This is a genomic window from Anaerostipes stercorihominis (assembly GCF_057535655.1).
In genome coordinates this window covers 81,121-108,096 of record NZ_BAAJCL010000005.1, presented here as the reverse complement: position 1 = coordinate 108,096, position 26,976 = coordinate 81,121, and the positions used below count along the sequence as shown (strand labels likewise).

Here is a 26,976-nt window from a genome sequence, read left to right as displayed (position 1 = left end):
AAATCAATATGGAGGAATAAAGAATGGATTTCACATTAAGTAAGAAACACGAGATGGCAAGAACTCTTTTCAAAGAGTTTGCTGAAAATGAAGTAAAGCCTCTTGCACAGGACGTGGATGAAAATGAACAGTTCCCGGTAGAGACTGTGGAAAAGATGGCAAAAGCAGGATTCTTAGGTATTCCGGTTCCGAAAGAACTTGGCGGACAGGGATGCGATCCGTTAACATACGTTATGTGTGTTGAAGAATTATCAAAAGTTTGTGGAACAACAGGTGTTATTGTATCTGCACATACTTCTCTGTGCATTGATCCGATTCAGACTTTTGGTACAAAAGAACAGAAAGAAAAGTATATCCCGGATTTAGCTTCAGGAAAAAAATTGGGAGCTTTCGGTCTTACTGAGCCGGGTGCAGGTACAGACGCACAGGGACAGCAGACAAAGGCTGTATTAGATGGAGATGAATGGGTATTAAACGGATCTAAGTGCTTTATCACAAATGGTAGCTACGCAGACGTTTATATCGTAATCGCTGTAACAGGTATTGTTGAAAAACGCGGAAGAAAAATGAAAGAAATTTCTGCGTTCATCGTGGAAAAAGGAACTCCAGGTTTCACATTTGGAACAAAAGAAAAGAAAATGGGTATCCGCGGATCAGCTACATATGAATTAATTTTCGAAGACTGCCGTATTCCAAAAGAAAATCTGTTAGGAAAGCAGGGAAAAGGTTTCGGTATTGCAATGCATACTCTTGATGGAGGTCGTATTGGTATCGCTTCTCAGGCTCTTGGACTTGCAGAAGGTGCATTAGAAAGAACAATCGAATATGTTAAAGAAAGAAAACAGTTCGGACGTACAATCGGACAGTTCCAGAATACACAGTTCCAGTTAGCTGATATGGCAACTAAAGTAGAAGCTGCAAAACAGTTGGTATATAAAGCAGCAATGGCAAAAGCTACACAGAAGGTTTACAGTGTAGAAGCAGCAATGGCAAAATTATATGCGGCAGAAGTTGCTATGGAAGTGACAACAAAAGCTGTTCAGTTACATGGTGGTTACGGATACATCAGAGAATACGATGTAGAACGTATGATGCGCGATGCTAAGATCACAGAAATCTACGAAGGAACATCTGAAGTTCAGCGTATGGTTATTTCTGGAAGCTTATTGAAATAAGGGAGGTACTTACCGTGAAAATAGTTGTTTGTGTAAAACAGGTACCAGATACAAAAGGCGGAGTTAAATTTAATCCGGATGGTACATTAGACAGAGGTGCAATGCTTACAATCATGAATCCAGATGATAAAGCTGGACTGGAAGCGGCACTTAGATTAAAAGATGAATATGGGGCAGAGGTTACCGTTGTAACAATGGGACTTCCAAAGGCAGATGAAGTGCTTCGTGAAGCGATGGCAATGGGTGCAGACAAGGGTGTGCTTGTAACAGACCGCGTCTTAGGAGGAGCTGACACATGGGCAACTTCTACAACTCTTGCAGGAGCAATCAGAAACCTTGAGTATGATCTGATCATTACAGGCCGTCAGGCAATTGATGGAGATACAGCTCAGGTTGGACCTCAGATTTCTGAGCATTTGGATATTCCGGTGATCTCTTATGCAGAGGACATTAAGATTGACGGGGACAGTGTCATTGTTCAGCGTCAGTATGAAGATAGATACCACATCGTAAAGGCAAAAATGCCTTGCTTAGTTACTGCTTTAGCAGAGTTAAATGAGCCAAGATATATGACACCGGGCGGAATCTTTGATGCATATGATGCGGAAGTAACAACATGGGGAAGAAAAGACCTCAAAGATGTTGATGATTCTAACCTTGGTCTTGCGGGATCTCCGACAAAGATCGCAAAAGCATCTGATAAAGTAAGAAAAGGTGCTGGGGAAAAAGTTACACTTGACCCAGAAGAGTCAGTACAATATATCATGGATAAATTAGCTGAAAAACATGTAATTTAGTGAAAAGGAAAAGTGGTGAATAAAATGGGTTTAGAAGAATATAGAGGCGTATACGTCTTTGCACAGCAGGTAGATAACGAATTAAGCGGCATCGCATTCGAATTACTTGGAAAAGCAAAAGACTTAGCAAAAGACTTAGATACAGACGTAACTGCTGTTCTGATTGGTTCAGATGTCAAAGGACTGGCAGATGATCTTGCAGTATATGGTGCAGACAAAGTTATCGTTGTAGATGATCCTGAATTGAAGGATTATAGAACAGAGCCATATACACATGCGTTAGCATCTGTAATCAATGAATACAAACCGGAAATCATGTTAGTTGGAGCAACTGCAATCGGTCGTGATCTTGGACCTCGTGTTTCTGCACGTGTTCAGACAGGATTAACAGCTGATTGTACAGTTCTTGAAATTGGTGATTTCCCATTAAATCCGATTCCGGGAAGAGAGCAGAAACACAATCAGTTACTAATGACACGTCCTGCTTTCGGTGGAAACACAATCGCGACAATTGCTTGTCCGGACAATCGTCCTCAGATGGCAACTGTACGTCCTGGTGTTATGCAGAAGATTGATCCAATCGAAGGTGCAAAGGCTGAGGTGATTGAGTTTAATCCAGGATTTACTCCGGATAACAAATATGTTGAAATTATGGAAATCGTTAAGTCTGTAACGGAAACAGTTGATATTATGGATGCTAAGATTCTTGTATCCGGTGGACGTGGCGTTGGAGAAGAAGGATTTGGAATGTTAAAAGAATTAGCGGAAGTTCTCGGAGGAGAAGTCAGCTGTTCTCGTGCTGTTGTAGATAATGGATGGCAGCCAAGAGATATTCAGGTTGGACAGACAGGAAAAACAGTACGTCCGAACGTTTACTTTGCAATTGGTATTTCCGGTGCAATTCAGCATGTTGCAGGTATGGAAGAATCTGATATCATTATTGCAATCAATAAAGATGAAACTGCTCCGATTTTTGATGTAGCAGATTATGGAATTGTTGGAGATTTGAATAAAATTGTTCCAGCTTTAACAGAAAAATTAAGAGCCGTTGTGAAATAAGCAGCTTTTAAGATAAGAATTTAATCCATAAAAATCCCATGGTAAGCACTATGGGATTTTTTTCTAAAAAAGGTTGACATAGGAAAAAGAATATAGTATCATTTAACATGTAAGTAAACTTCATAATATTCATCGGGCAAACCTGTTGAAAGACAGGGACGCAAAGCCAGAAGGGTCTAAGGTTCATAAGAACTATGACAGCCGGTTGCCGCATTATTTTCAATGTGATATGGATATACTCTATATCTGTAAGAAGCAATCGTTGACAGGAGAAATTCTGTGAGCGGTTTTTTTATTTCAATGACATAATAGGACTGACGGAGGGTTTCTTGGAATTAGGGACTTCAAGAAAGATTGAAAGAAATAAAAGTAAGTTTTAGAAAAACTCCGGCGCGAATCGTCCGCTGAGTATGAAGAAAAAGATTTCCACGATTCCCAATCTTATGAAGGGGTTCTTAAGAGCATGAATCAAAGGGGTCTGTGATATTGCAGATCTGTGGAAAACGTACGGGGATTTTTTATATGTAGAAGCCATATGGGATTAGGGAACCTTGGCTTCTTTTTTTGTGTGATATGGGAAAATTCTCACTTTCCTATATCATAAAAACACTCCTCAGGATGAGACAGTGGAAGAAAACTTGTCTGATTTGTTCTGCTTAAGAATGCCTTGAAAATGCTTTTTTTTGTTGTTAAAATGGGAAAGAGAAAAATATGATGGAAAAAGGAGAATGAAATGTTAAAGATACAGCGGGATGATATTATCATTCGAAAGGGTATTTTACATATTTTAGACAGTCACACAGGATATCTTGGATTGTCCAATCAGTTGTTGGAAATGGGACCGGATTTAATGGAATTCGTAAGAGGGCATATTTTTAAAATTTTGGAAAGTGATGATGCGAAAAAATGTCAGTTTGACGGAAGCGTCTCGCCGATTTTAAGCTTGCTGGAAAGTATGGAGGAACCGGATGATGAAAGCTTTATTGATGCTACCCGGACTTTGGCAGAGAACTTATTTGATATTATGTGCGACAGTGTGACGATCCCTGCGGCGGATTTGCTTTGTGTTACGTTTCAGATACAAAGCGTTGTTCATCTGGCTTTGTTAAAAATGAATTATAAGGTTACGTATGTCCATCGTCAGGAGGAAGAAGAAGCCAATGATATTGTGAAGCAAAGGGTAATGCCGACGGATTCTGCGAAGCTGACCGAAGCGATGATTGTTGATTTAACAGAGTATAAAATTCAATTGGTGGAAAAGAAATATGAGATGCTAAATGGGGATAAAATCAACTACTTATCAGAACGGTTCCTGCAGTGCTATGCAGATTTGGCACCAAAAAAGAAGTTTCAGATTCTCAATAAGGTGATCAATGACATCAGCAATCATTATCCAGAGGACGGAATGGCAAAGCGGCTGGAGCTGAAAAGTCGTTTACGGGAGGAGTTTTCCCAAAACCAGGCATTTAAGATCAATGAAATCGGAGATAAACTATTTGGAGATCATCAGGGGAAAAAGCAGGAATTTGATGAGAAGATTGAGCGATATGATATGCAATATGATACGTTTACGGTAGCAAAAGAAAATACAGTACGAAAATTGGAATATCAATGGCTGGAGACGGACACCGGAATTGAGATTAAAATTCCGATGGAGGAATATAATACGAAACAGAATGTAGAGATTATTGAGGAACCGGACGGTGGAAGTACAATTATTATTAAAAATATAGATCAGGTAAAAATACGATAAAAAGACCTTCTCTGATGCGTTGTCAGAGAAGGTCTTTTTTTGCAGTTATGTAGATATTATTTATTAGATCTTCTCCAAATATGTGCGGCTTCTGCATCCTTGATCAACTGATCTCTGAAATCAGGATGAGCAATTTGAATTAATGCTTCTGCGCGCTCCCAGGTGGAAAGTCCTTTCATATTTGCCATACCGTATTCTGTAACGATATAGTGGGCGTTGGCACGAGTATCAGTGACAATGGATCCGTTATGGAGTGTTGGAAGAATTCTTGAGAATGTTTCTCCTTTTTTATTGGTAAAGGTAGAAGACAGACATACGAAACTTTTTCCGCCGTTGGATAGATAAGCGCCCATCACAAAATCCAACTGTCCGCCGGCACCGCTGATCTGACGAATACCTGAAGATTCGGAACTGATTTGTCCATAAAGGTCAACGTCAACAGCATTGTTGATAGAGATAAAGTTATCCAGTGATGAGATTGTGGCAATGCTGTTTGTGTAGTCCACCGGCGCGCTCATACATTCCGGATTATTGTCGAGATAATCGTATAATTTTTTTGTCCCGGCAGCAAAAGCATAGGTTTGACGATACCGGTCAATGGTTTTGTTTGCGCCTGTAATTTTTCCTGCTTTTGCGATATCAACAAAAGCATCCACATACATTTCGGTGTGGACACCAAGATTTTCTAAGTCAGATTCTGCAATTAGAGATCCTACGGCATTTGGCATTCCACCGATTCCAAGTTGAAGACATGCACCATTTGGAATCTGGTCAACGATCAGTTTTGCAACGGCTTTGTCTACATCCGTTGCCGGACCGCCTCCGCCTAATTCTGCAATGGAAGGATTTTCGCCTTCAACAATCATATCAACTTTAGAAATATGAATTCCTTCTTCAAATCCGCCGAGACAACGAGGCATATTTTCGTTAACTTCTACAATCACGCAATCTGCCTTTTCAAGCATAGCAGCGGTATGCGAAGCACTTGGTCCAAAATTAAAGAAACCGTGTTCGTCCATTGGCGCAACCTGCATCATTGCAACATTCGTTCTTGGAAGGCAACTACGATAATAGCTTGGCAGTTCAGAATAGCGGATTGGAGCATAGAAAGAAAATCCTTCGTTGATCCATTTTCTTTCCAGCCCGCTCATGTGCCATGAATTCCATGTAAAGTGATCAGCAGGGTTTTCAATCTGGGTAATTTCCAGCGGCCACATAATAATACCGCCGTGAATCTGGATATTTTCAAGTTCCGGCATACGTTTTGCCAACGCCTTATCCAGTGCAACTGGAGTTGTAACGCACCAGCCATATTCCAGACGATCCCCAGATTTGATAACTTTGACTGCTTCGTCAGCCGTGGTTAATTTTTTCTGGTAGTCTTGAGTGAATGACATAATAAGTCCTCCTAATTTGATAATTATTTTTAGTTAACACACTAAATACATTTTATCATTCTACAGCCAGAAAGACAAGGGGAATGTTAAAAAATTATCAATCTATTTATGTAAAATAGAAAAAGAATAGGTAAAATATGGATTAAGAAAAATACAAAAAAAGTGTAGTTATTTTAACTAATGTGTATTATAATAGGGAATTGTATCTAGGAGGTATTTAGGCAAATGGAAAAGAAAAAATTAACATGGAAACATGGGGCGGGGATTGCTGCAGGCATTCTAATTGCAGGTTACTGTTTGGCAGCATTCTATTTCAGTCATAGGTTTGTATATGGGACAAAAATAAATGGAGTGAATGTTTCCGGAAAGACAGCGAATGAAGTGGTGGAGATTTTCAATAAAAAAGCAGAAAATTATTCCCTGATGATCAAAGAACGTAAGAATCAGCGAGAGGTTTTAACGAATCGTCAGATCCAGGCAGCGTTTGAAGGCGCAGAAGAAATTCAGAAAATTAAAGAAAATCAAAATTCATTTTTATGGTTCAAAGGTTTTTTTGGCGGAGAGTTATATGATGATGTAACGATGTATTCTTATAATGAAAAAACTTATAGCGCTGCTTATAAACAACTAAATGCTGTGAATCGGAAAAAAATGATTCAGCGCGTCAATGCAAAACCGGTTTATAAAGACGGGAAATTTGTAATTCAGAAGGAAGAAGAAGGAACTCAGCTGGATACGCAGCGAACAGCAAAAAAAATAGAGGAATATGTAAAAAACGGAATTTCTGAAATTTCTCTGGAAAAGGAAAACTGTTACTATGACCCGGAATATAAAAGCAAGGATCAGAAAGTCATTGATTTGACAAAAAAAATGAATGATTCTTTGAAGGGAAGTATTACATATAAATTTGGTAAAAGAACCGTTGTGCTTGATAAAAATACATATTGTAAATGGTATAAGATTAAAAAAGACTATTCCGGTTATACCGTAGATAAGGATGCTTTGGAAAACTGGGTTTTGAAATTTATCTATAAATATAATACTCAGTATGGATGGCATAAATTTAAGACTCACGATGGACGAATCAAAAAGATTTATGGCGGTCCGTATGGCTGGCGGATCAGTAAAGACAAGGAAGAAGCCGCAGTGATGAAGATGATTGCCGAAGGAACGAAGGAAACCAGAGAGCCTTATTGGAGACAAAAAGGAAAAGTATACGATGGTGTCAACGGTGATATCGGGGATACTTATTTTGAAGTTGATATGGGAGCACAGTCTGTGTATTATTATAAAAACGGGAAGTTGAAATTCAGTACATCCTGTGTCACTGGAAAAATGACTGCAGATCGCAAGACGCCGGAGTGTGTGGCATATATTATGTATAAGCAGCCAACTGCAACGTTAAATGGACAGGGCTACAGTTCTCCGGTAAAATATTGGATGCCGTTTGTGGGAAATGTAGGATTTCATTCTGCATCGTGGAGAAGCTCCTTTGGAGGAAGTGAATATATTTCCAATGGTTCTCATGGATGTATTAATCTTCCGGAATCATCTGCTGCAATTCTCTACAAATATGCCAAACCGGGGGATCCCGTCGTAACTTATTATTAGGAATCGAAAAGATGCGGATAACGATCACAGAGTGGATTCATAAAGTATTAGAGTCTTTTATAAACGAAGGAGATCATTGCATTGACGCTACCATGGGAAAAGGCGGTGACACGGTCTTCTTATGTAAAAAAGTTGGTGTCGCAGGAAAAGTTTGGGCTTTTGATATTCAAAAAGAGGCATTGGAGCGGACAAAAGCGAAACTGGCAAAGCATGAGCTTTCGGCAGAGCTTATTTTAGACGGACATGAAAAGATCGGAACATATTTTCGGGAAGGAACCATTTCCTGTATTATGTTTAATCTGGGATATCTTCCGGGCGGAGATCATAGTCTGGCTACGAGACCGGAAACTACGATCCGGGCAGTTGAGGAGAGTCTTAACTTATTGAAACCCGGTGGTGTTCTGAGCATTTGTATCTATAGCGGCAAAGATAGTGGCTTTGAAGAGCGGGATCGAGTGCTGGACTATTTGCAGACATTAGATGATAAAAAGTATTTTATCATCCGTCAGGACTTTATCAATAAGGGGAATCATCCGCCGATGCCGGTTTTTCTCATAAAGTTATAGACATAAAGAAATTATTTTTTTCATATACTCATAGAGTACGCAGTGATAAGAATATGGCGGAAGGATGGGGAAATGATGAGAAAAATAATTTCTTTTCTTTTATTGTTGGGAAGTTTACTGGGAACTTGCGTAAATACAGAAGCAGAGGAATTAAAGTTATATGGGAAAGCGGCTATTTTAATGGAAGCAGAATCAGGGAAAGTTTTGTATAAAAAATCAGAAAAGACCATAATGCCCAATGCCAGTACTACAAAAATTATGACCTGTCTTTATGTTTTAGAGCATTGTCGGTTGGATGATATTGCAAAGGCATCCAAGAAAGCAGCTTCCCAGCCGCAGGTCCGTCTGGGCGTTCGAGAGGGAGAATCTTATCGTGTTCGAGATCTTCTCTATGGACTGATGTTAGAATCTTATAATGATTGTGCTGTTGTTTTGGCAGAGCATGCAGAGGGGTCCGTGGAACAATTTGAGAAAAAAGTAAATGCTCAGGCAAAGAAATTGGGGGCAGAAAACACACATTTTGTTACGCCCAACGGATTGGATGGAACAGACTCCAGGGGGGCGCATGGGACAACTGCTTATGATCTGGCAAAGCTTATGAGTCAATGCATCAAAAATAAAAATTTTTTGGAGATTACACAGACACAAACGTATTCTTTTCATGATGTGTCCGGTAAGCGAAGTTTTACATGCAGGAATCACAATGCGCTGTTATCTTCTATGGAGGGTGCTGTTTCAGGAAAAACCGGATACACATCGAAAGCAGGATATTGTTATGTAGGAGCCGTAGAGCGAAATGATATGAAATTTATCGTGGTAACTCTGGCAAGCGGATGGCCGCCTCATAAAACATATAAGTGGGCGGATGTGAGAACTCTGGTAGATTACGGAACAAAGAATTATGAGCGAAGAGAAATTTTGGCGGATACCAGTAAAATAACTGGCGTTTCGGTAGAAAATGGGGTCTTGCCCAAGATTTCTCTCGAAGTGAAAAACAGAAAAGTGAAAATCCTTTTGAAAAAAGGCGATCAGGTGAAGATAAAATGCAGTCTGCCCGACCATATACAGGCGCCTGTAAAAAAAGATCAAAAAGTGGGAGAAATCCGTTTTATGATCGGTGACACATGTGCGGCAGCGCTGCCGATTCGATCAAAGGATGCTGTAGTGAAAAAAGACTTTTGGTGGTACTTGGGGGGAACCATCAAAGAATTTATTTTAGAGAGTACATAAAATCGAAAGATGCATAACTTTGTTTTTCGGGAAATTTATGATATGATGAAACCAGTCAAAAAAATTTGTAATAAAATCAAAGGAGAAGGGAAATGTTATTTTTAGAATATCCAAAATGCAGTACATGTAAGAAAGCAAAAAAATGGCTGGATGAGCATCAGATCTCTTATGAGGATCGTCATATCGTAGAAGAAAATCCGAAAGCAGAGGAATTAAAAGCATGGCACGAAAAAAGCGGACTGCCGTTGAAAAGATTTTTTAATACCAGTGGAATGAAATATAGGGAGCTTCAATTAAAAGATCGTTTGCCGCAAATGACGGAGGAAGAACAGTATCAGTTATTGGCGACAGACGGAATGTTGGTAAAACGTCCTTTGGTAATCGGGGATGATTTTGTTCTGGTCGGGTTTAAAGAACAGGAATGGAAGGAGACATTATAAATGGAAAGAAAAAATGCATGGACAACCTATGAGGAAGCAAACCTAAGGCAGCTGAATATGCTGGCTGAAGATTATAAAAGATTTTTATCCAATGGGAAAACAGAAAGGGAATGTGTTTCCTTCTCTGTGGAGCTGGCTGAAAAAGCGGGGTATGAGAATTTGGAAGATAAGATTGCTTCGGGTACTACGTTAAAAACAGGAGATAAGGTTTATCGGACCTGGATGGATAAAACCATCGTATTGTTTCAGATTGGACAGGAACCGCTGGAGAAAGGAATGAATATTTTAGGGGCGCATATTGATTCCCCAAGATTGGATCTAAAACAAAATCCTTTGTATGAGGACACAGAATTTGCACTTTTGGATACACATTATTATGGAGGTGTGAAAAAATATCAGTGGGTCACGCTGCCAATGGCGCTTCATGGGGTTGTTTTTAAAAAGGATGGTACCAAAGTGACGATCAACATTGGAGAAAAAGAGGAAGATCCGGTGGTTGGAATTACGGACCTTTTGATTCATTTATCTGCAAAACAGATGGAGAAAAAGGGAAGCGTCGTTGTAGAAGGTGAAAATCTGGATGTATTAATTGGAAGCAAGCCGTTAAAAGGAGAAGAGAAGGACGCTGTCAAAAAACAAATATTGGAACTGCTTTTGAAAGAATATGCCTTGGAAGAAGAAGACTTTTTATCGGCAGAGATTGAGGTTGTTCCGGCGGGAAAAGCAAGAGACTTCGGGTTGGACCGGAGTATGATTATATCTTACGGACAGGATGACAGAGTTTGTGCCTATACTTCCCTGGCGGCAATGCTCAATGTAGAGCAGCCCAAAAGAACTTCCTGCTGTATCCTTGTGGATAAAGAGGAAATCGGGAGTGTGGGAGCAACGGGAATGCAGTCTAAATTTTTTGAAAATACAGTAGCAGAACTCCTTGCATTAACAGGGGATTACAGCGAGCTGGTTTTAAGAAGAGCACTGCAGAATTCCTATATGCTGTCATCTGATGTCAGTGCTGCGTTTGATCCCAACTATCCAAGTGTTATGGAAAAGAAAAATGCAGCTTATTTTGGGAAAGGTCTGGTCTTGAATAAATACACAGGCGCTAGAGGAAAGTCGGGCTCTAATGATGCGAATCCGGAATATATTGCAAAGCTTCGGAGAATTTTTGATGACCATCAGGTGGCATTTCAGACAGCGGAGCTGGGAAAAGTTGATGCAGGAGGAGGCGGAACCATTGCATATATTCCGGCTGCTTACAGTATGAATGTAATTGACTGTGGAGTGGCGGTTTTAAGTATGCATGCGCCGTGGGAGATTACGAGTAAATCTGATTTGTATGAAGTAGAAAAAGGTTACGAAGTATTTTTAAAAAACTGTGAATAGTACGCAAAAAACCATAGGAGATTTTAAGTTTCCTATGGTTTTATTTGTAAGAACGATGTATTTTGGATATCTAGTTTATTTTGGAGGAATAATTTCAATCCAGTAGCCATCGGGATCCTGAATAAAATAGATTCCCATATCTGGATTTTCAAAGCAGATACATCCCATTTTCTGATGAAGTTTATAAGCCTGATCAAAATCCTTGGCAGTGAGAGCTAAATGAAATTCTTCATCTCCCAGATTGTAAGGTTCTTTCTGATCACGCATCCATGTCAGCTCCAGAAGAAAGTCCGTGCTTCCGTCTCCGAGATAAACGATTTTAAAGCTTCCATCGGAGGAATCCTTTTCTCGAACGATGTCAAGATTCAAGGCTTCTTTGTAGAATTTTAAGCTTTTTTCCAAGTTTAATACATTAAAATTAAAATGGTTAAATTGAAACATAGAAACTCCTTTACAAAATTATTAAGATTTTTTTAAATCTATCATATCACAAATTTAATTATTTACAAGTTGAAAATGGGAAGATATAATAAATAAGAAGTAAATCAAGGAAGGGGAAATCATGAAAAGAGCATTATTAAGATGTAAGAAATTATGCGCAGCCGTATTGATGTTTGTTATGGTATTTGGAGTATTATTTGCAGCTCCGAAGGCTGTGCAGGCGGCAAATACAAAATATTGGATTAAAGTAAATAAGCAGGCAAATGTTGCTACAGTCTATCAATTAAAAGGGGGAAAATATAAACCGATCAAAGCGTTCCTGGTCTCCTGCGGAGGATCCAATACTCCGTCCGGTACATATTATACACCGGCGAAATATCGCTGGCACACGTTACAGGGACCGAGTTATGGACAGTATTGTACAAGAATTCATGGCGGAATTTTATTCCATTCTGTGTGGTATTACGCTCCGAATAATAAGGCAAGCCAGTCTACCGTTCAGTTTAATAAGCTCGGAACAACAGCGTCCCATGGCTGTGTTCGGTTGTCTGTGGCAGATGCAAAATGGATTTACGATAATTGCAGCCTCGGTACCAAAGTAACAATTTACAGCAGTAAAAATCCGGGACCTCTGGGGAAACCAAAAGGAATTAAAGTTTCTACATCCAGAAGGATGTACTGGGATCCGACAGATCCTGATAAGAAAAATCCATATCGCAGGAAAAAAGCGAAGATTACAGTATCTTCTAAGAAGAAGAGAACCGTAGAATATGGAAAATCTTACAATATAAAGTCAGGAGTTACAGCAAAGGATCAGATTACAAAGAAGAGTTTGACAAAAAAAATCAAGTATTCTGTGACAAAGTATCGGAAAGGAAAATACAGAAAAGCAAAATTCAGCACAAAATCGCTTGGAACCTATCGCATTAAGTATTCTGTGAAATCCTCGCTCGGAGCAACAACAACGAAACAGAGCACAGTCAGAGTGGTTGATACATTAGCTCCGACGATTCAGGCGAAGAATCGAACTGTCAAGATCTATTCTTCCAATGCAGTGTCCGGGGTTACAGCAAAGATGAGAAGCGGAACCAGCAGAACCAGTGCTGTAACTGTCAAGATAAAAGCACCGGGAGCGAAAACTTATGTCACATACTCCTATGCCAAGGCAAAAGCTTATAAGTTTACAAAATCAGGAAAGTATTCTGTTCAGTATATTGTAAAGAATAAGAATAAACCATATCGTTCTGCCAAGAAGACCGTTACAATTACTGTTTTAGGAAATGCACAGATCCATAACAGTAAAGTGACTGTGGAAAACGGAAGTTCAGATGCAGATATTCTGAAGGCAGTCCGCAATGCGGTCACGGTGAATGATAACGGAACGGTGATTAAGGGAACCGATACTGCCAAGGTTCAAGTAACATTAGTGAAGGGAGCTGACAACAAGGTCACAGGTGCGTCCGTTTCCTATAAGGGAAAAAATGGGGTGACCGTGAAAAAGACAGTTGCAGTGGAATTAAGACAGCCGGCAGTTACAACAGAAACAAAAAAGATTACGACAGAGCAGCCTGCTTCTGTGCAGCAGGAGACCACACAGCAGACTGTGGAAGAGTAAACAATTTCATTTCAATATGTAAATCATATGATACAAAGGGGGATGTAGTTTTTCAGCTGCATTCTCTTTTTATATGATAAGAAGCAGTGAATATAATTTACAGAGGGCGTTTTGTTTCATTTTCTGTGGTCTGGAGTTGACACTTTTTGTCAGTGTGATAAAATAAATAAGATTAGAAATTTAATCATATACACTCTGTAAGGAGCGGGAGAGAATTTGTGGGAAAGTGATCTGTATTGCAGTCAAAGTCTTCTGTGAAACTTTACAGGTGGGTCATGAATAGATGAATACGACCAGGAGGAGAGAAAATTATGGCAACACCTTATAATCATAAGGCAATTGAGCAAAAGTGGAGAAAACATTGGGAGGAACACCCGGTAAATGTAAACGATGGGAAGAAACCAAAGTATTACTGTCTGGATATGTTTCCGTACCCGTCAGGAAGCGGACTTCATGTGGGACATTGGAGAGGATATGTGATCAGTGATGTGTGGAGCCGATATAAACTGCTCAATGGATATTACATCATTCATCCGATGGGATGGGACGCTTTCGGACTTCCGGCAGAAAACTATGCCATTAAGATGGGAACTCATCCGAGAATCTCAACGGAAGCCAATATTAAAAATATTAAACGTCAGATCAATGAAATCTCGGCAATTTATGACTGGGATATGGAAGTGAATACAACAGATCCTGAATTTTACAAATGGACACAGTGGATTTTTGTAAAGATGTTTAAAAAGGGTCTGGCATATGAAAAGCAAATGCCAATTAATTGGTGTCCTTCCTGCAAGACGGGACTTGCCAATGAAGAAGTGGTCAATGGAAAGTGTGAGCGCTGCGGAGCAGATGTCACGAAGAAAAACCTGCGTCAGTGGATGCTGAAAATTACAGCTTATGCAGATCGTTTGTTAGAAGATCTTGAAAAACTTGACTGGCCGGAAAAAGTAAAGAAAATGCAGGCGGAATGGATCGGAAAGAGCCATGGTGCGGAAGTTGATTTTAAAGTTGACGGAAAAGACGAGAAGCTTACTGTGTATACTACTCGTCCGGATACACTGCATGGCGCGACATTTATGGTACTGGCTCCGGAACATAGGCTTGCCAAGGATCTTGCAACCGATGAGACAAAAGAGGCTGTGGAACAGTATATTTATCAGGCTTCGTTAAAATCATCGGTTGACCGTATGCAGGATAAGGAAAAGACCGGAGTATTTACAGGAAGTTATGCAGTAAATCCGATCAATGGGAAAAAAGTGCCGATCTGGCTGTCTGATTACGTTTTAGCTGATTATGGTACAGGAGCGATTATGTGCGTGCCGGCTCATGATGATCGTGATTTTGAATTCGCAAAGAAATTTAATATTCCGATCGTTCAGGTCATTGCAAAAGACGGCAAAGAAATCGAACATATGGAGGAAGCTTACACGGAGGCTTCCGGAATCATGATTAATTCCGGAGAGTGGAATGGAAGAGAATCCGGAGAATTGAAAGAAGCGGCGCCGGAAATCATTGAGAAAATGGGCGTTGGAAGAAAGACAACCAACTATAAATTGCGAGACTGGGTTTTCAGCCGTCAGCGCTACTGGGGAGAGCCGATTCCAATCGTTCACTGTCCGGACTGCGGGGCTGTTCCGGTACCGGAGGAAGAACTGCCGCTTACCTTACCGGAGGTTGAAAAATATGAACCCACAGGAACCGGAGAATCTCCGTTGGCAGACATCGAAGAGTGGGTAAATTGTAAGTGCCCGGTCTGCGGAAAGCCGGCGAAACGTGAGACGAATACAATGCCGCAGTGGGCAGGCTCCTCATGGTATTTCTTAAGATATATTGACAGCAAAAATAAAGAGGAATTGGTATCCAGAGAGAAAGCAGATCAATACCTTCCGGTTGACATGTATATCGGAGGTGTAGAGCATGCGGTCTTACATCTTCTGTATTCTCGATTCTATACGAAATTCCTGTGTGATATTGGAGTTGTGGACTTTGATGAGCCATTTCATAAGCTGTTTAATCAGGGAATGATTACCGGAAAAAACGGTATCAAAATGAGCAAATCCAAAGGAAATGTTGTTTCCCCGGATGATTTGGTAAGAGATTACGGATGTGATTCTCTCCGAATGTATGAATTATTTGTAGGACCTCCGGAACTGGATGCAGAATGGGATGAAAGAGGCATTGACGGAGTTTACCGATTCCTCACAAAATTCTTCAAGCTGGTAATCGATCAGAAGGATGCAAAAGTGAAGGAAACAAAAGAACTCTTAAAAGAACGTCATAAACTGATTTATGACATTACAACACGTCTGGATAATTTCAGTTTAAATACTGTGGTGAGTGGTTTTATGGAACATACCAATACGCTGACAGCTATGGCAAAGAAAGATGGCGTGGACCGAGCGACATTGGAAGCTGCGGTGATCTTGTTAGCGCCGTTTGCGCCTCACATTGCGGAAGAACTTTGGGAAACCTTAGGGCATGAGGACAGTGTCTTTGCACAGGCTTGGCCGGTTTATGATAAAGAAGCCATGAAGGAAGATGAAATTGAGCTGGTAGTTCAGATTAATGGAAAGGTGAAAGGCAAACTGATTGTCGGAGCAGAAGAAGCCAAAGAATCTGTTCTTGCCAAAGCGAAAGAAGTATTGGGAGATAAATTATCCGGAACCATTGTAAAAGAAATCTATGTTCCGGGAAGAATTGTAAATATTGTGCAGAAATAGGCAGTGCAGATAACGGAAAAGATGAACTTATCCTGTTTACAGGAATAAGGACATCTTTTTTGTTATCTATAGGGCGCATGCCAATCAAGCGAAATGCAGCAAAGTGGAATCGAGCTTGTGAGCACAGCCGCAGCAAGAAAGTGCTTGGACATATTTCAAGAAGCCATGAAAGGAATAGCGCAGATCGTAGAGATATTGTCTGCGTTATTTTTATGAGGAACGATGTAAATACTTACAAATTATGGTATTATGAGAATGTAAACAAATGGGAAGTTTTGGAGGTCAAAGTATGAAATTATTTGATAAGTTTAAGAAAAAAGAAAAAGTATTAAAACAAGATACCAATCAAATTGAAAAGTAAGGTTGCTGGATTTGCACCTAAAAAATATATGGTGCATTTTGAAAAAGATAATAAAGATGTTTCGCCACAGCTGATGATTACAAATTGTACAAAAATTAAGAAACCTATTATGGATGATATTTCTAGAAGTCAGTTGTGGAATTGTCCGAATGGTAACGATGTGCTTGATTTGTGTAAATATCAGGTTATTGCAACAGATATGTTGGCAGCAGATTTAGATTACAAGGGAAGAGCTGAAATGTTAGTGAATTATATTGATGCTTTGGTTGAGCTATATCCGACTTGTAAGGCAGTTGTTTTCGAGACATCGAAAAAGATGCTTATGAGAGAAGATATTATAAATTGTAAAATGCCGAAAGAAATGCGTTTTATCTATTATGCTGTAAATGTCAGGGTCTTGAATATACAGGGAACAGATGATATGATTGTTGATTCATTGGGTATGAGCACATTGTCTTTACCAGATTTGCAGTATCATTTTCATGGAATGGATCCTGATGGATCAAGATGTACAATGGAATGTTCAATATGAAAATTCGTTGATACAGCCTGCCAGAGAAGTAATAGATATTAATATGCAAGAGTATGCTGCAGGCAATAGATAGCTGCGGAATGCCCAGAATACAACTTGGAAGTTGAGGAAAAGAAAGAATGGAAGATAAAAAGATATTGCTTGATAATATTGATAAAATTCATACAACCGAAATGGGAATTGATAGAATTAAAAGAAACCTAAAAATAGATACAGCAGATGTTGTTGAGTATTGCAAAAATAAGGTATTAGATAAAAATTGCAATATATACAAACAGGGTAAAAATTGGTATTGCGAGGTTGAAAATATCAAAATTACCATCAATTCATATAGCTATACAATCATTACAGCACATATTGTTAAGTAATTTTCAGTTTGTGTAACAGGAAAATTAGAAGTTGTGGAGGTGTATTTAATGAAATTGGCAGATTTATCAACGGGACCAGATTGGATTGTATGGATTATTTTTATAATATTGGCTATACTTTCCATTGTTTTAATTTCTGGACATGGGAGTTGGCTTATTTCTGGATACAATACGGCTTCAAAAGAGGAAAAGTCAAAATATAATGAAAAAAAACTATGTCGAACAATGGGAATAGGAATGTCCATTATAGCAATTCTTCTTTTGATTATGGAGTTGTTGGAAAATATTTTACCAGCGTTTTTTATATATGTTTCACTGGGGATTATTTTGGTTGATGTCGTGGTAATTATCATCTTAGGAAACACAATATGCAAAAAGTGACAAATTCCCAGTTGTAGCGGACAGTTTTTGATAGGATTGTCTGTTTTTCCTTATTGATTATAATTGATAGCAGTGTGGTATAAATGGCTGAAATACCAATGCGAAAGGGCTTGAAAAGAAAATAGGGTACCGATATAATAAAAATTGAGTGCTTCAAGGTTGGAAGAGAATTTTTTCGTATAGAAGGAGGTCGTGTGGATGGAATTCAGTGAGGAAAGATTACGGCAGCAGATGAAATTTTGCAGGGAAATTGACAAAGAGAAGTTTATAAAACGTCAGACCTATTGTACGGACGCAAAAACGAAGGAAAATGATGCAGAGCATGCATGGCACATGGCAGTTATGACGTTGATTTTAGCAGAATATTCCAACGAAAAGATTGATGTTCTAAAAACCATTGCGATGCTCTTAATTCATGATTTAGTGGAAATTGACGCCGGAGATACTTATGCATATGATGAAGAAGCAAAGAGAACGCAGGCTGAGCGGGAAAAGCAGGCAGCGGATCATTTGTTTTATCTTCTGCCGCAAGATCAGGCCGAAAAATTATATCAGCTTTGGATAGAATTTGAGGAGGAAAAAACACCGGAAGCAAGGTTTGCCCATACCATGGATAATTTTCAGCCGGTGATGCTCAATGCAGCCACCGATGGAAAAGCGTGGGAGGAGCGAAAGATTCATCTTTCTCAGGTACTACAGAGAAATGAAAATACAGCGCATGGATCAGAGGTTTTATGGAATTATTGTTACAAAAATTTTATAGAACCTAATGTGAGGGCAGGAAAACTAAAAAATGATGGATGTTTTTTGTGATGGACAAGAAAGGCGTGAAAGAATGTATACGTTTGAAAGCAGAATTCGATACAGCGAGACAAATCAAAGAGGACAATTAGCAATTGCGCATCTGGTAGATTATTTTCAGGATTGCAGTGTATTTCAGTCAGAGGAACTGGGACTGGGAGTGGAATATTTGGCGTCGAAGAAAAGGGCGTGGATGCTCAATGCCTGGCAGATCGTAATAGAGCGGTTGCCTCAGGAAGGTGAGTCAGTGACAGTAGGTACATGGGCTTCAGGGTTTCAGAGATTTCATGGCACCAGAAATTTTATTATGGATGCAGAAGATGGCGAGCGGCTTGCATATGCCAATTCCATTTGGGTGTATCTGGATACAAGTTCAGGAAGGCCATCAAAGCCGGGAGAAGAAGAAATTTTGCGATATCATCAGGAGGAACCGCTTCTTATGGAGTATCGTCCCAGAAAAATCAGACTCCCTAAAATTTGGGAGGAACGGGAACCTATTCGAGTGAAAAAGGGGTGGATTGACAGCAATACTCATGTCAATAATAGTCAGTATGTGAAAGCTGCATTGGATGAACTTCCCGATGGAATCGAGATTGGTCAGGTTCGGGTAGAATATCAGTGTCAGGCAAAAGAAGGAGAGGTTTTATATCCGAGAGCTGCCAGAGAGGAAGGACGGAGGGTGATAGCCCTGTGCAGCAAAGAGAAGAAGCCCTATGCGATAGTGGAAATAGAGGAAAAAAACAGATAACAGAGTACGAGACGGAAAGGAAGAGCCCATGAAAAAACGTAAGATTGTAATTTTAGGAGCCGGACATGTGGGAAGCCACTGCGCACTGAGCCTGATGTTTCAGGGATTAGCGAAAGAAATTGTTTTGATTGATCAGGACCATCAAAAGGCGACAAGTCAGGCATTGGATTTGGACGATATGGGAGGATATCTTTCTGCGAAAACGATTGTGCGTGCCGGGACATACGAAGATCTTAAAGATGCTGCAATTTTGGTGAATGCCGTTGGCAGAAGCCGCCGACCGGGTGAGACGAGACTGGATATGTTTGAAGATTCTGTAAAGCGTCTTATGGATATTATTCCCAAAATTCAAAATACAAATTTTCAGGGAATTCTGATTAGTATTACAAATCCGGCGGATGTGGTCGGAGAACTGCTCCGGAAAAAACTTGGATTGGATCGATCCAGATGCTTTAGTACCGGAACCAGCTTAGACAGCCTGCGTATAAAGCGCATTTTAGAAGAAAAAACCGGATACAGCAGACGTTCGATTGAGGCTTTTTGCATGGGAGAGCACGGAGATTCTCAGATGGTGCCGTTGTCTCATGTGCGGATCGGAGGAACATCCTTTGATTCATTGCAGAAGGAACATCCGGAGACGTTGGGAGACATAACTCTTTTGCAATTGCAGCAAGAAGTTCGGGAAGCAGGAATGACGGTAATTGAGGGAAAAAAAAGCACGGAATTCGGAATCGGAATTGCATTGAGTGAAATTGTAAAAAGTATCTTTTTCGATGAAAAAAGGGTATTTCCTTTATCTGTACATTTAGAAGGAGAGTACGGACAAAATAAGGTTGCGGCAGGAGTTCCGGCGGTGGTAGGAGAACAGGGAATAGAAGAGATCCTCCAAATCGAGTTGGAAAAAGAGGAAATGGAAGAATTTATATCTTCCTGTCATGTGATTCGGGGATATTTGGAACGGGCAGAAGAATTATACTGTATCGAGCAAAATGTATCTGACCGATAAGATGGTGTGTCAGAGCATGTTTGATTTGGAAAAGAGCAATTTGGATCAGTGGCGCCATACTGAAAGCAGTGTGGCGCCATCTTATGACTTCATAGTACAAAGTTACATGATCATACCCCGGAGCATATCGACTCTCTGTTGTTCTTCGGAGCTCATGCCATCTTTTAAAGCGTCTATGATGATGGAAGTTTCCTCATTTGTAAAACTAAGCCCTTGTTCTGATAATCGGCTGGAAGCCGCCATCAGATCGGGAAGAATCGTTTCTAAAGACTTTCCCTGACATTGGCTCACTAATAATTCCATAATTTCTAATTTTTTTGGATTGATGGAGGTTAATCCGGGATGATTTTTCCAGGTTTGATCCATAAGAACTCCTTTATTTATTTAAAATTTGATTTAGCTGATTCATAAAGTCAGAATTTGGTGCAGAGGCTGTCTTTTGATTTTGCGACATAAAGAGAGGCATGAGTTTTGAAAAAGTATCATTTTCTGTACCGGACGGCATAGATGATACTGCTTCAGGGTTGGAGTTAACGAAGTTTTGATAATTTTGATAGAGCTTCATCATTTGTGTCATCTGAAGAATCTGATCAATTTGCGAGGCTGTTTCTTTTGGAGCTCGAAGTTTCATGGCATTTAAGAGCATTTCCATGGACGCATGGTCCTGATCCAGACCGCAGGCAGACAATGTCTGCTCATTGTCAAAATCTTTGGCAATTTTAGTGAGCTCTGTCAGTTTAATATACATTGCAGCAGTTTTTTTTAAAACAGGAGGGAGATACGGAAGAGCATCTTCTAACATGTTGGAAGAGTCATCGCGAAAAAAGTTTTCCCATGAATTATGATTTTGTTCCATTTTGTCACAACCTTTGGATTTATTCTCATATCCTATAGTATTAGGAGGTGAAACAAAATATGAATGAAATTTTTGTGGAAGAGGAAAATACGGTTTATGAGATTGACGCAGAGTGCTTGCGCATGAAAGAACAGCAGAAGAAACAAGAGATGCAGAAAACAATGAAGGATGGTTATAAAGCACAGGAGTTTTGTGGAAACAGTTCATTGCTTTGGGCTGTGTGCATTTTATGTATTTTGAAATAAGATGTTTGACAAATAACGGAAAACAGTAAACAACAATCGTTTTTTCTATCATAATCACCGGAAGTGCCAGAAGGCACATTCCGGGATTGTAAGCGATCATCAAGGTTTCGGGCAAGCCCGGACTTTGGTTTATTGCTATTGCAAAAAGGTGCCATAGAAAAATCTATGACACCTGAGGAACATTGTAAATTCAGATGATTAACATCCGCATCCGTTTCCACCGCCGAATCCGCCATTTCCACAGCAGCTAAACAGGATGATGAGCCAGATCAGACTCTCACATCCGTTTCCGCAGCCAAATCCGTCTCCTCCTCCGCAGCAGCAGAGAAGTACTAAAAGAATCAGACAGTTGTTTCCTCCAAATAATGATGAACCACAAGAATTTCCGCAGCTTGTTGCAGCTAAATCGCTCATGTTAAACCCTCCTAAATTTTCTTTACAGTGTATAATATTCGATGATGGAAAAGATGTGAATCCCAACGTAAAAAAATTTAGAAAAAAGATATTTTTTCATTTTTCTGCGGTTTGTGGTATAATTCGTTAAAGAAGAAAGAAGGTAGAAAAATGCAGGAAATAAATTGTGAAGAAATTTTAAAAAAAGTACATGCCTTTCCGTCAATGGTTCACTGTATTACCAATTATGTGACGGTGAATGATGTTGCCAATATAATTTTGGCATCCGGAGGCTCACCGATTATGGCAGATGATGAAGAAGAGGTGGAAGAAATTACGAGTATCTGCACATCGCTGGTTTTAAATATAGGAACATTAAACCACAGAACGATTCAATCTATGATTCTTGCGGGGAAAAAGGCCAATCGGTTAGGCCATCCGGTGGTGTTTGATCCGGTGGGAGTCGGAGCATCTGAATTTCGTACAAAGACTGCAAAAAAGCTGCTTCAGGAGGTTCGATTTTCGGTGATTCGGGGAAACGCTTCTGAAATGAAAACGCTGTGCGCAGAGAGTGCAACCACAATGGGGGTAGATGCAGATGAAGCAGATACAATAACGGAAGAACACATGGATGATGTTTTGAGTATGGCAAAAATGTTTTCGGAAAAAACGGGTGCTGTGATTGTGATCACCGGAGCCATTGATCTAATTGTTGACTCAAAGCGTTCCTATGCGGTTTATAATGGGGACCCGGCAATGTCGCGGATTACAGGAACCGGATGTATGCTGGATGGGGTAATTGCAAGTTTTATCGGATCGAATCCAGAGCAAATTTTAGAGGCAGCTGTAACGGCAGTTGCCGCAATGGGACTATGTGGCGAGTATGCAAAACAAAAATCTAAGGGAACCTCATCTATGAGGATGTCTCTGATTGATGCAATGAGTTGTTTGAATGCAGAATGGATGAAAAGAGGAAGTAAAATTGAAAGTAAATAAAGAGGCGATGCAGTTATATGCTGTGACAGATAGGGCATGGACAGGAAAACAGACATTGGTGGAACAGGTGGAAGAAGCGTTAAAAGGTGGAATTACGTTCCTTCAGTTAAGAGAAAAAGAACTATCAGAAGAAGAATTTCTGGAGGAAGCAAGAGAAATGAAAGCCTTGGCGAGTCAATATCAAGTTCCGTTTGTTATTAATGATAATTTGGAAATCGCAAAGTTATCGGATGCCGATGGAGTGCATCTTGGTCAGGATGATCTTCCGGTGGAGGAAGCGCGCAGAATGATTGGAGAGGAGAAGATCATCGGAGTATCGGCTCATACGGTGGAAGAAGCCAGGACTGCACAGCAGAAAGGTGCAGATTATCTTGGAGTCGGAGCAGTTTGCCGTACGGCAACAAAATCAGATGCCACGATAGTTTCCTATGAAGAAATCCAAAAGATTTGCGATGCGGTATCCATTCCAGTGGTTGCCATTGGCGGAATTCATCAGGAGAATATCAAAGATCTGAAAGGAACTCATGTGGATGGAGTTGCGGTTGTTTCAGCAATTTTTGGCGCGGAAGACGTGAAAGAAGCATCGAAAGAACTGTTGAAGCGTTCCAAAGAAATGACAGCATCGAAATAGGAGCTTCAAAATTAGAATTGCATTATTTTGAAACCGTGTTATACTAGAAAACGGTATGAGAGAGTCAAAAGATAATTAGGAGGAAAATACCAATGATGAATTTCATTGCCGGCGGAGTATTGCCGATGACGGCGTTTCTTGGTGTCATTTTTGCATTTGCATTTACATGTATTCTCACTTCGGTGCTGCATGATTATCTGCCAAAGGATATCGGACGGGAGTTTGCACATAATGGAAAACTTTCGGCAGGAAAGCCAAGGGGCGCAGGAATTATTTTTATTTCAGTTTTTACTGCCGCTGCGTTTTTGTTTGGAGAATTATCCGTAGAAATGGTAATTTATCTGATTCTTGTATTTGTGGAAATGCTGACAGGATTCATGGATGATGCGGCAGAGGAACCATGGGGAGAATATAAAAAAGGAATCTTAGACTTTTTGGTTGCAGCAGTTGCTGCAGTGAATTATATGCATTTTAATTCGACTCGGATTGAGATTGCAACCCTTGGAATTAAAATAAATATTCATCCGGTCCTGTTTTTTATTTTAACTATCATCCTTGTCTGGGCCGCAATCAATGTGACTAATTGTTCCGATGGTGTGGACGGACTTTCCGGAACTTTAACCATCATTACGTTAATGACGATTTACGTTATTGATCAGGTGAAGACAAGCGGAGAAAACTTTTCTTACGTCATTTTACTGTTTGTTGTCTGTATTTTAGGATACCTGTGGTATAATGCAACGCCGAGCCGTCTGATGATGGGGGATGCAGGATCTCGTGCGATGGGAATTTTCATTGCGATTGCGGTGCTGAAGACGGGAAGTCCTTTTCTGTTTTTGCCAGCGGCATTTGTGCTGATTGCTGACGGAGGTCTGGGGTTAATCAAGGTAGCATTGCTGCGGTTTTTGAAAATTCACATTTTCAAAAATACAACAATGCCGCTGCATGATCATGTGAGAAAGAAGATTGGCTGGTCCAATACACAGACAGTTTTTCGGTTTGCGATTATTCAGATCGTAATTTCCATTGCCGCGGTATATTTATTGCTGATTTAGAAAAATGGAAAAGACAGATTTCAGTGAAGGGATTTAAGATCCACGGATATTGAAGTCTGTCTTTTTTTCTTTTCTAAAGTCATAGATTATGATATAATTACTAGAAAAAGTATTGCAGGAGGACAGAGACATGATTCAGTTATTTTCAGAAGGTGCATATCTTGTCAACGGCACAACCTTGATCAAAGAATCTGAAAAAGAACAGCTTCATACGTTGGTCGGAGAAATTGCGACAAAAGAAGAAGCAGCAAAAAATACCATTGCTTATGGAATTTTAAAGGAACATAATACATCTGGGAATATGGAGAAACTTCAAATTAAATTTGATAAATTAACGTCCCATGATATTACATTTGTAGGAATTATACAAACAGCCAGAGCATCAGGAATTGAAAAGTTTCCGGTGCCTTATGTGCTGACTAACTGCCATAATAGTCTATGTGCGGTGGGCGGAACCATCAATGAAGACGACCATATGTTTGGGCTAACTGCGGCTAAGAAATATGGGGGAGTGTACGTACCTCCGCATCAGGCAGTGATTCACCAGTTTGCCAGAGAGATGCTGGCGGGCGGCGGAAAGATGATTCTTGGTTCTGACAGCCATACGCGTTACGGCGCACTGGGAACGATGGCAATGGGAGAAGGCGGTCCGGAGCTTGTAAAACAGCTTCTTAACAGAACCTATGACATTAACATGCCGGAAGTTGTGGGAATTTATCTGAAAGGAAAACCGGCAAAAGGTGTCGGACCTCAGGATGTAGCGTTGGCGATTATCGGTGCAGTTTTTGAAAAAGGCTACGTAAATAATAAGGTAATGGAATTTGTAGGACCGGGAGTTTCTAATTTAAGTGCAGATTTTCGGATCGGTGTGGATGTCATGACCACAGAGACAACCTGTCTGTCTTCTATTTGGAGGACCGACGACGCCATCAAAGAATTTTATGAGATTCATGGACGAGTGGAAGAGTATCAAGAATTAAATCCCGGAGCGGTTACATATTATGATGGAATTGTGGAGGTGGATTTAGATCAGATCAAACCGATGATTGCGATGCCGTTCCACCCAAGCAATACCTATACCATCGAAGAAGTAAATGAGAATTTAGAGGACATTCTTGCGGATGTTGAGAAGCGCGCCCTGGTCAGCCTTGATGGTGCGGTTGACTATTCGCTAAAAGATAAAGTGCGCAATGGAAAATTGTATGTAGATCAGGGAATTATTGCCGGATGCGCCGGAGGAGGTTATGAAAATATTTGCGAGGCGGCGAATATCTTAAAAGGCGCAAGCATCGGAGCAGATGAATTTACCCTAAGTGTATATCCGGCAAGTACGCCGATTTATATGGAGCTTGTGAAGAATGGAGCGGTGGCAGATCTTATGGCGACCGGAGCCATTGTGAAAACAGCCTTCTGCGGTCCGTGTTTTGGCGCCGGGGATACTCCTGCTAACCATGCGTTTAGTATTCGTCACTCTACAAGAAATTTCCCGAACCGTGAGGGATCCAAGCTTCAGAGCGGACAGATTTCTTCCGTGGCATTAATGGATGCCCGCTCTATTGCGGCAACAGCGGCAAGGAAAGGTTATTTGACCCCGGCAACAGATGTGGAAGCCAGTGATTTTGTTCCGAAGTATCATTTTGATAAGTCCATTTACGAAAATCGTGTTTTTGATAGCAAAGGGGTTGCGGATTCATCCGTAGAACTTCAATTTGGACCAAATATCAAAGACTGGCCGGAGATGTCTGCGCTTCCGGAAAATATGCTGCTTAAGGTAGTATCCGAAATTCATGATCCAGTCACAACCACAGACGAATTAATTCCGTCTGGAGAAACTTCTTCTTATCGTTCTAATCCACTGGGATTGGCTGAATTTACTCTTTCAAGAAAAGATCCGGCATATGTCGGACTTGCAAAAGAAGTTCAAAAAGCGCAGAAAGCGATCGAATCCGGTGTGTGTCCGATGGAAGTTTTGCCAGAGGTGAAAGATATTTTAGAAACCGTCAGAGAACAATATCCTCAGACTGGAGAAGGCAATTTAGGCATTGGAAGTACAATTTTTGCAGTGAAGCCGGGTGATGGCTCTGCGCGTGAGCAGGCGGCATCCTGTCAGAAAGTGCTTGGAGGATGGGCCAATATTGCCAACGAGTATGCGACAAAGAGGTATCGTTCAAATTTAATTAACTGGGGAATGCTTCCGTTTACAATTGGAAAAGGAGAGCTTCCGTTTAAGAATTTAGATTATATTTTTATCCCGGATGTGAAAAAGGCAGTGGAGGACAAGCTGCATGAAATTCCGGCATACGTTGTCAATGAAGATATGCGTCCTATCACCCTGATTTTAGGCGATTTGACAGATGATGAGAGAGAGATTATTCTCAAAGGATGTTTGATAAACTATTATAGAGATTAAGGA

Annotated in this window: 27 protein-coding genes and 1 riboswitch; of the genes, 22 read left to right on the top strand and 5 right to left on the bottom strand. The window is 40.3% G+C overall.

From position 1 onward, the window contains the following. Positions 1 to 23: 23 nt before the first annotated feature. From AC27EF_RS07290 to AC27EF_RS07275, 4 genes are all read left to right on the top strand, one after another. On the top strand, positions 24 to 1,175 hold the full coding sequence (locus tag AC27EF_RS07290; RefSeq protein ID WP_487109974.1) for an acyl-CoA dehydrogenase: 1,152 nt from the start codon (positions 24 to 26) through the stop codon (positions 1,173 to 1,175). Between the two features lie 14 nt (positions 1,176 to 1,189). Further along, positions 1,190 to 1,972 carry an electron transfer flavoprotein subunit beta/FixA family protein gene (locus AC27EF_RS07285; RefSeq protein ID WP_487109972.1) on the top strand — a complete coding sequence of 261 codons (783 nt, stop codon included), beginning with the start codon at positions 1,190 to 1,192 and terminating at the stop codon, positions 1,970 to 1,972. Positions 1,973 to 1,996: 24 nt separating this feature from the next. After that, positions 1,997 to 3,031 (top strand): electron transfer flavoprotein subunit alpha/FixB family protein, encoded by a 1,035-nt coding sequence (locus AC27EF_RS07280; protein WP_487109971.1) that lies wholly within the window; start codon positions 1,997 to 1,999, stop codon positions 3,029 to 3,031. 125 nt (positions 3,032 to 3,156) lie between these two features. Then, positions 3,157 to 3,244, top strand: a riboswitch (cyclic di-GMP riboswitch). 520 nt (positions 3,245 to 3,764) lie between these two features. Then, the gene (locus tag AC27EF_RS07275; protein ID WP_487109970.1) at positions 3,765 to 4,784 is read left to right on the top strand and encodes a nucleoid-associated protein; all 1,020 of its coding nucleotides are present in this window, start codon (positions 3,765 to 3,767) and stop codon (positions 4,782 to 4,784) included. A 56-nt stretch (positions 4,785 to 4,840) separates the two neighbouring features. Here the strand turns inward: AC27EF_RS07275 and AC27EF_RS07270 are convergent, their stop codons facing one another. Continuing rightward, positions 4,841 to 6,181, bottom strand: a complete 1,341-nt coding sequence (locus AC27EF_RS07270; RefSeq protein ID WP_487109968.1) for a butyryl-CoA:acetate CoA-transferase — start codon at positions 6,179 to 6,181, stop codon at positions 4,841 to 4,843. 225 nt (positions 6,182 to 6,406) lie between these two features. Here AC27EF_RS07270 and AC27EF_RS07265 point away from each other — a divergent pair, with 225 nt between their 5' ends. The 5 genes from AC27EF_RS07265 to AC27EF_RS07245 all read left to right on the top strand — a co-directional run bounded on the left by AC27EF_RS07265 (position 6,407) and on the right by AC27EF_RS07245 (position 11,411). Then, entirely contained in the window at positions 6,407 to 7,792 is a 1,386-nt protein-coding gene (locus tag AC27EF_RS07265; RefSeq protein ID WP_487109966.1) for a L,D-transpeptidase family protein, read from the top strand. Positions 7,793 to 7,803: 11 nt separating this feature from the next. Continuing rightward, positions 7,804 to 8,358, top strand: coding sequence for a tRNA 5-(aminomethyl)-2-thiouridylate-methyltransferase MnmM (mnmM, locus tag AC27EF_RS07260; RefSeq protein WP_487109964.1), 555 nt, complete (start codon positions 7,804 to 7,806; stop codon positions 8,356 to 8,358). Between the two features lie 72 nt (positions 8,359 to 8,430). Next, positions 8,431 to 9,588, top strand: a complete 1,158-nt coding sequence (locus tag AC27EF_RS07255; protein ID WP_487109962.1) for a D-alanyl-D-alanine carboxypeptidase family protein — start codon at positions 8,431 to 8,433, stop codon at positions 9,586 to 9,588. 92 nt (positions 9,589 to 9,680) lie between these two features. Continuing rightward, a complete protein-coding gene (locus tag AC27EF_RS07250; protein WP_487109961.1) occupies positions 9,681 to 10,028 on the top strand; it encodes an arsenate reductase family protein in 348 nt (115 codons plus the stop codon). Next, positions 10,029 to 11,411: an aminopeptidase gene (locus AC27EF_RS07245; protein ID WP_487109960.1), complete on the top strand. Its 1,383-nt coding sequence runs from the start codon at positions 10,029 to 10,031 to the stop codon at positions 11,409 to 11,411. Positions 11,412 to 11,486: 75 nt separating this feature from the next. On the opposite strand, the gene AC27EF_RS07240 is transcribed toward AC27EF_RS07245, so the two are convergent. Continuing rightward, positions 11,487 to 11,852: a VOC family protein gene (locus AC27EF_RS07240; RefSeq protein ID WP_487109959.1), complete on the bottom strand. Its 366-nt coding sequence runs from the start codon at positions 11,850 to 11,852 to the stop codon at positions 11,487 to 11,489. 121 nt (positions 11,853 to 11,973) lie between these two features. On the opposite strand from AC27EF_RS07240, the gene AC27EF_RS07235 reads away from it, so the two are divergent. The 8 genes from AC27EF_RS07235 (at position 11,974) to AC27EF_RS07200 (ending at position 20,387) form a co-directional block, all read left to right on the top strand. Further along, complete coding sequence (locus tag AC27EF_RS07235) at positions 11,974 to 13,467, top strand: L,D-transpeptidase (protein WP_487109958.1); 1,494 nt, start codon at positions 11,974 to 11,976, stop codon at positions 13,465 to 13,467. Positions 13,468 to 13,778: 311 nt separating this feature from the next. Further along, positions 13,779 to 16,190, top strand: a complete 2,412-nt coding sequence (gene leuS, locus AC27EF_RS07230) for a leucine--tRNA ligase (RefSeq protein ID WP_487109956.1) — start codon at positions 13,779 to 13,781, stop codon at positions 16,188 to 16,190. Positions 16,191 to 16,540: 350 nt separating this feature from the next. Further along, positions 16,541 to 17,083 (top strand): hypothetical protein, encoded by a 543-nt coding sequence (locus AC27EF_RS07225; protein WP_487109955.1) that lies wholly within the window; start codon positions 16,541 to 16,543, stop codon positions 17,081 to 17,083. Positions 17,084 to 17,202: 119 nt separating this feature from the next. Then, positions 17,203 to 17,451 (top strand): DUF3781 domain-containing protein, encoded by a 249-nt coding sequence (locus AC27EF_RS07220; protein WP_005921256.1) that lies wholly within the window; start codon positions 17,203 to 17,205, stop codon positions 17,449 to 17,451. A 48-nt stretch (positions 17,452 to 17,499) separates the two neighbouring features. Continuing rightward, entirely contained in the window at positions 17,500 to 17,832 is a 333-nt protein-coding gene (locus tag AC27EF_RS07215; RefSeq protein WP_487109953.1) for a DUF3784 domain-containing protein, read from the top strand. Between the two features lie 198 nt (positions 17,833 to 18,030). Beyond that, a complete protein-coding gene (locus AC27EF_RS07210) occupies positions 18,031 to 18,645 on the top strand; it encodes an HD domain-containing protein (protein WP_487109951.1) in 615 nt (204 codons plus the stop codon). A 22-nt stretch (positions 18,646 to 18,667) separates the two neighbouring features. Further along, positions 18,668 to 19,381 (top strand): acyl-[acyl-carrier-protein] thioesterase, encoded by a 714-nt coding sequence (locus tag AC27EF_RS07205; RefSeq protein WP_487110019.1) that lies wholly within the window; start codon positions 18,668 to 18,670, stop codon positions 19,379 to 19,381. Between the two features lie 28 nt (positions 19,382 to 19,409). After that, positions 19,410 to 20,387 (top strand): L-lactate dehydrogenase, encoded by a 978-nt coding sequence (locus tag AC27EF_RS07200; RefSeq protein WP_487109949.1) that lies wholly within the window; start codon positions 19,410 to 19,412, stop codon positions 20,385 to 20,387. A gap of 102 nt (positions 20,388 to 20,489) precedes the next feature. Here the strand turns inward: AC27EF_RS07200 and AC27EF_RS07195 are convergent, their stop codons facing one another. Continuing rightward, entirely contained in the window at positions 20,490 to 20,753 is a 264-nt protein-coding gene (locus tag AC27EF_RS07195; protein WP_487109947.1) for a hypothetical protein, read from the bottom strand. A 10-nt stretch (positions 20,754 to 20,763) separates the two neighbouring features. Next, positions 20,764 to 21,243 carry a hypothetical protein gene (locus tag AC27EF_RS07190; RefSeq protein ID WP_487109945.1) on the bottom strand — a complete coding sequence of 160 codons (480 nt, stop codon included), beginning with the start codon at positions 21,241 to 21,243 and terminating at the stop codon, positions 20,764 to 20,766. A 59-nt stretch (positions 21,244 to 21,302) separates the two neighbouring features. Here AC27EF_RS07190 and AC27EF_RS07185 point away from each other — a divergent pair, with 59 nt between their 5' ends. Further along, a complete protein-coding gene (locus AC27EF_RS07185) occupies positions 21,303 to 21,488 on the top strand; it encodes a hypothetical protein (protein ID WP_487109943.1) in 186 nt (61 codons plus the stop codon). A 198-nt stretch (positions 21,489 to 21,686) separates the two neighbouring features. On the opposite strand, the gene AC27EF_RS07180 is transcribed toward AC27EF_RS07185, so the two are convergent. Beyond that, complete coding sequence (locus tag AC27EF_RS07180) at positions 21,687 to 21,902, bottom strand: chorion class high-cysteine HCB protein 13 (protein WP_487109941.1); 216 nt, start codon at positions 21,900 to 21,902, stop codon at positions 21,687 to 21,689. 150 nt (positions 21,903 to 22,052) lie between these two features. Here AC27EF_RS07180 and thiM point away from each other — a divergent pair, with 150 nt between their 5' ends. The 4 genes from thiM to AC27EF_RS07160 all read left to right on the top strand — a co-directional run bounded on the left by thiM (position 22,053) and on the right by AC27EF_RS07160 (position 26,973). Continuing rightward, positions 22,053 to 22,877: a hydroxyethylthiazole kinase gene (thiM, locus tag AC27EF_RS07175; protein WP_487109940.1), complete on the top strand. Its 825-nt coding sequence runs from the start codon at positions 22,053 to 22,055 to the stop codon at positions 22,875 to 22,877. Continuing rightward, positions 22,864 to 23,508 carry a thiamine phosphate synthase gene (thiE, locus tag AC27EF_RS07170; RefSeq protein ID WP_487109938.1) on the top strand — a complete coding sequence of 215 codons (645 nt, stop codon included), beginning with the start codon at positions 22,864 to 22,866 and terminating at the stop codon, positions 23,506 to 23,508. The genes thiM and thiE overlap by 14 nt, the downstream gene beginning before the upstream one ends. Positions 23,509 to 23,600: 92 nt before the next feature. Further along, a complete protein-coding gene (locus AC27EF_RS07165) occupies positions 23,601 to 24,563 on the top strand; it encodes a phospho-N-acetylmuramoyl-pentapeptide-transferase (RefSeq protein ID WP_487109937.1) in 963 nt (320 codons plus the stop codon). 130 nt (positions 24,564 to 24,693) lie between these two features. Further along, entirely contained in the window at positions 24,694 to 26,973 is a 2,280-nt protein-coding gene (locus AC27EF_RS07160) for a hydratase (protein ID WP_487109935.1), read from the top strand. The last annotated feature ends 3 nt before the right edge of the window (positions 26,974 to 26,976 follow it).

What these genes read in the sequence shown, in the direction of transcription:
- AC27EF_RS07290 (WP_487109974.1), top strand. Translation starts at nt 24, where the DNA reads ATGGATTTCACATTAAGTAAGAAACACGAGATGGCAAGAACTCTTTTC.
- AC27EF_RS07280 (WP_487109971.1), top strand. Translation starts at nt 1,997, where the DNA reads ATGGGTTTAGAAGAATATAGAGGCGTATACGTCTTTGCACAGCAGGTA.
- AC27EF_RS07275 (WP_487109970.1), top strand. Translation starts at nt 3,765, where the DNA reads ATGTTAAAGATACAGCGGGATGATATTATCATTCGAAAGGGTATTTTA.
- AC27EF_RS07270 (WP_487109968.1), bottom strand. Translation starts at nt 6,181, where the DNA reads ATGTCATTCACTCAAGACTACCAGAAAAAATTAACCACGGCTGACGAA.
- AC27EF_RS07265 (WP_487109966.1), top strand. Translation starts at nt 6,407, where the DNA reads ATGGAAAAGAAAAAATTAACATGGAAACATGGGGCGGGGATTGCTGCA.
- mnmM (WP_487109964.1), top strand. Translation starts at nt 7,804, where the DNA reads ATGCGGATAACGATCACAGAGTGGATTCATAAAGTATTAGAGTCTTTT.
- AC27EF_RS07255 (WP_487109962.1), top strand. Translation starts at nt 8,431, where the DNA reads ATGATGAGAAAAATAATTTCTTTTCTTTTATTGTTGGGAAGTTTACTG.
- AC27EF_RS07250 (WP_487109961.1), top strand. Translation starts at nt 9,681, where the DNA reads ATGTTATTTTTAGAATATCCAAAATGCAGTACATGTAAGAAAGCAAAA.
- AC27EF_RS07245 (WP_487109960.1), top strand. Translation starts at nt 10,029, where the DNA reads ATGGAAAGAAAAAATGCATGGACAACCTATGAGGAAGCAAACCTAAGG.
- AC27EF_RS07240 (WP_487109959.1), bottom strand. Translation starts at nt 11,852, where the DNA reads ATGTTTCAATTTAACCATTTTAATTTTAATGTATTAAACTTGGAAAAA.
- AC27EF_RS07235 (WP_487109958.1), top strand. Translation starts at nt 11,974, where the DNA reads ATGAAAAGAGCATTATTAAGATGTAAGAAATTATGCGCAGCCGTATTG.
- leuS (WP_487109956.1), top strand. Translation starts at nt 13,779, where the DNA reads ATGGCAACACCTTATAATCATAAGGCAATTGAGCAAAAGTGGAGAAAA.
- AC27EF_RS07220 (WP_005921256.1), top strand. Translation starts at nt 17,203, where the DNA reads ATGGAAGATAAAAAGATATTGCTTGATAATATTGATAAAATTCATACA.
- AC27EF_RS07215 (WP_487109953.1), top strand. Translation starts at nt 17,500, where the DNA reads ATGAAATTGGCAGATTTATCAACGGGACCAGATTGGATTGTATGGATT.
- AC27EF_RS07210 (WP_487109951.1), top strand. Translation starts at nt 18,031, where the DNA reads ATGGAATTCAGTGAGGAAAGATTACGGCAGCAGATGAAATTTTGCAGG.
- AC27EF_RS07205 (WP_487110019.1), top strand. Translation starts at nt 18,668, where the DNA reads ATGTATACGTTTGAAAGCAGAATTCGATACAGCGAGACAAATCAAAGA.
- AC27EF_RS07200 (WP_487109949.1), top strand. Translation starts at nt 19,410, where the DNA reads ATGAAAAAACGTAAGATTGTAATTTTAGGAGCCGGACATGTGGGAAGC.
- AC27EF_RS07195 (WP_487109947.1), bottom strand. Translation starts at nt 20,753, where the DNA reads ATGGATCAAACCTGGAAAAATCATCCCGGATTAACCTCCATCAATCCA.
- AC27EF_RS07190 (WP_487109945.1), bottom strand. Translation starts at nt 21,243, where the DNA reads ATGGAACAAAATCATAATTCATGGGAAAACTTTTTTCGCGATGACTCT.
- AC27EF_RS07185 (WP_487109943.1), top strand. Translation starts at nt 21,303, where the DNA reads ATGAATGAAATTTTTGTGGAAGAGGAAAATACGGTTTATGAGATTGAC.
- AC27EF_RS07180 (WP_487109941.1), bottom strand. Translation starts at nt 21,902, where the DNA reads ATGAGCGATTTAGCTGCAACAAGCTGCGGAAATTCTTGTGGTTCATCA.
- thiM (WP_487109940.1), top strand. Translation starts at nt 22,053, where the DNA reads ATGCAGGAAATAAATTGTGAAGAAATTTTAAAAAAAGTACATGCCTTT.
- AC27EF_RS07165 (WP_487109937.1), top strand. Translation starts at nt 23,601, where the DNA reads ATGATGAATTTCATTGCCGGCGGAGTATTGCCGATGACGGCGTTTCTT.
- AC27EF_RS07160 (WP_487109935.1), top strand. Translation starts at nt 24,694, where the DNA reads ATGATTCAGTTATTTTCAGAAGGTGCATATCTTGTCAACGGCACAACC.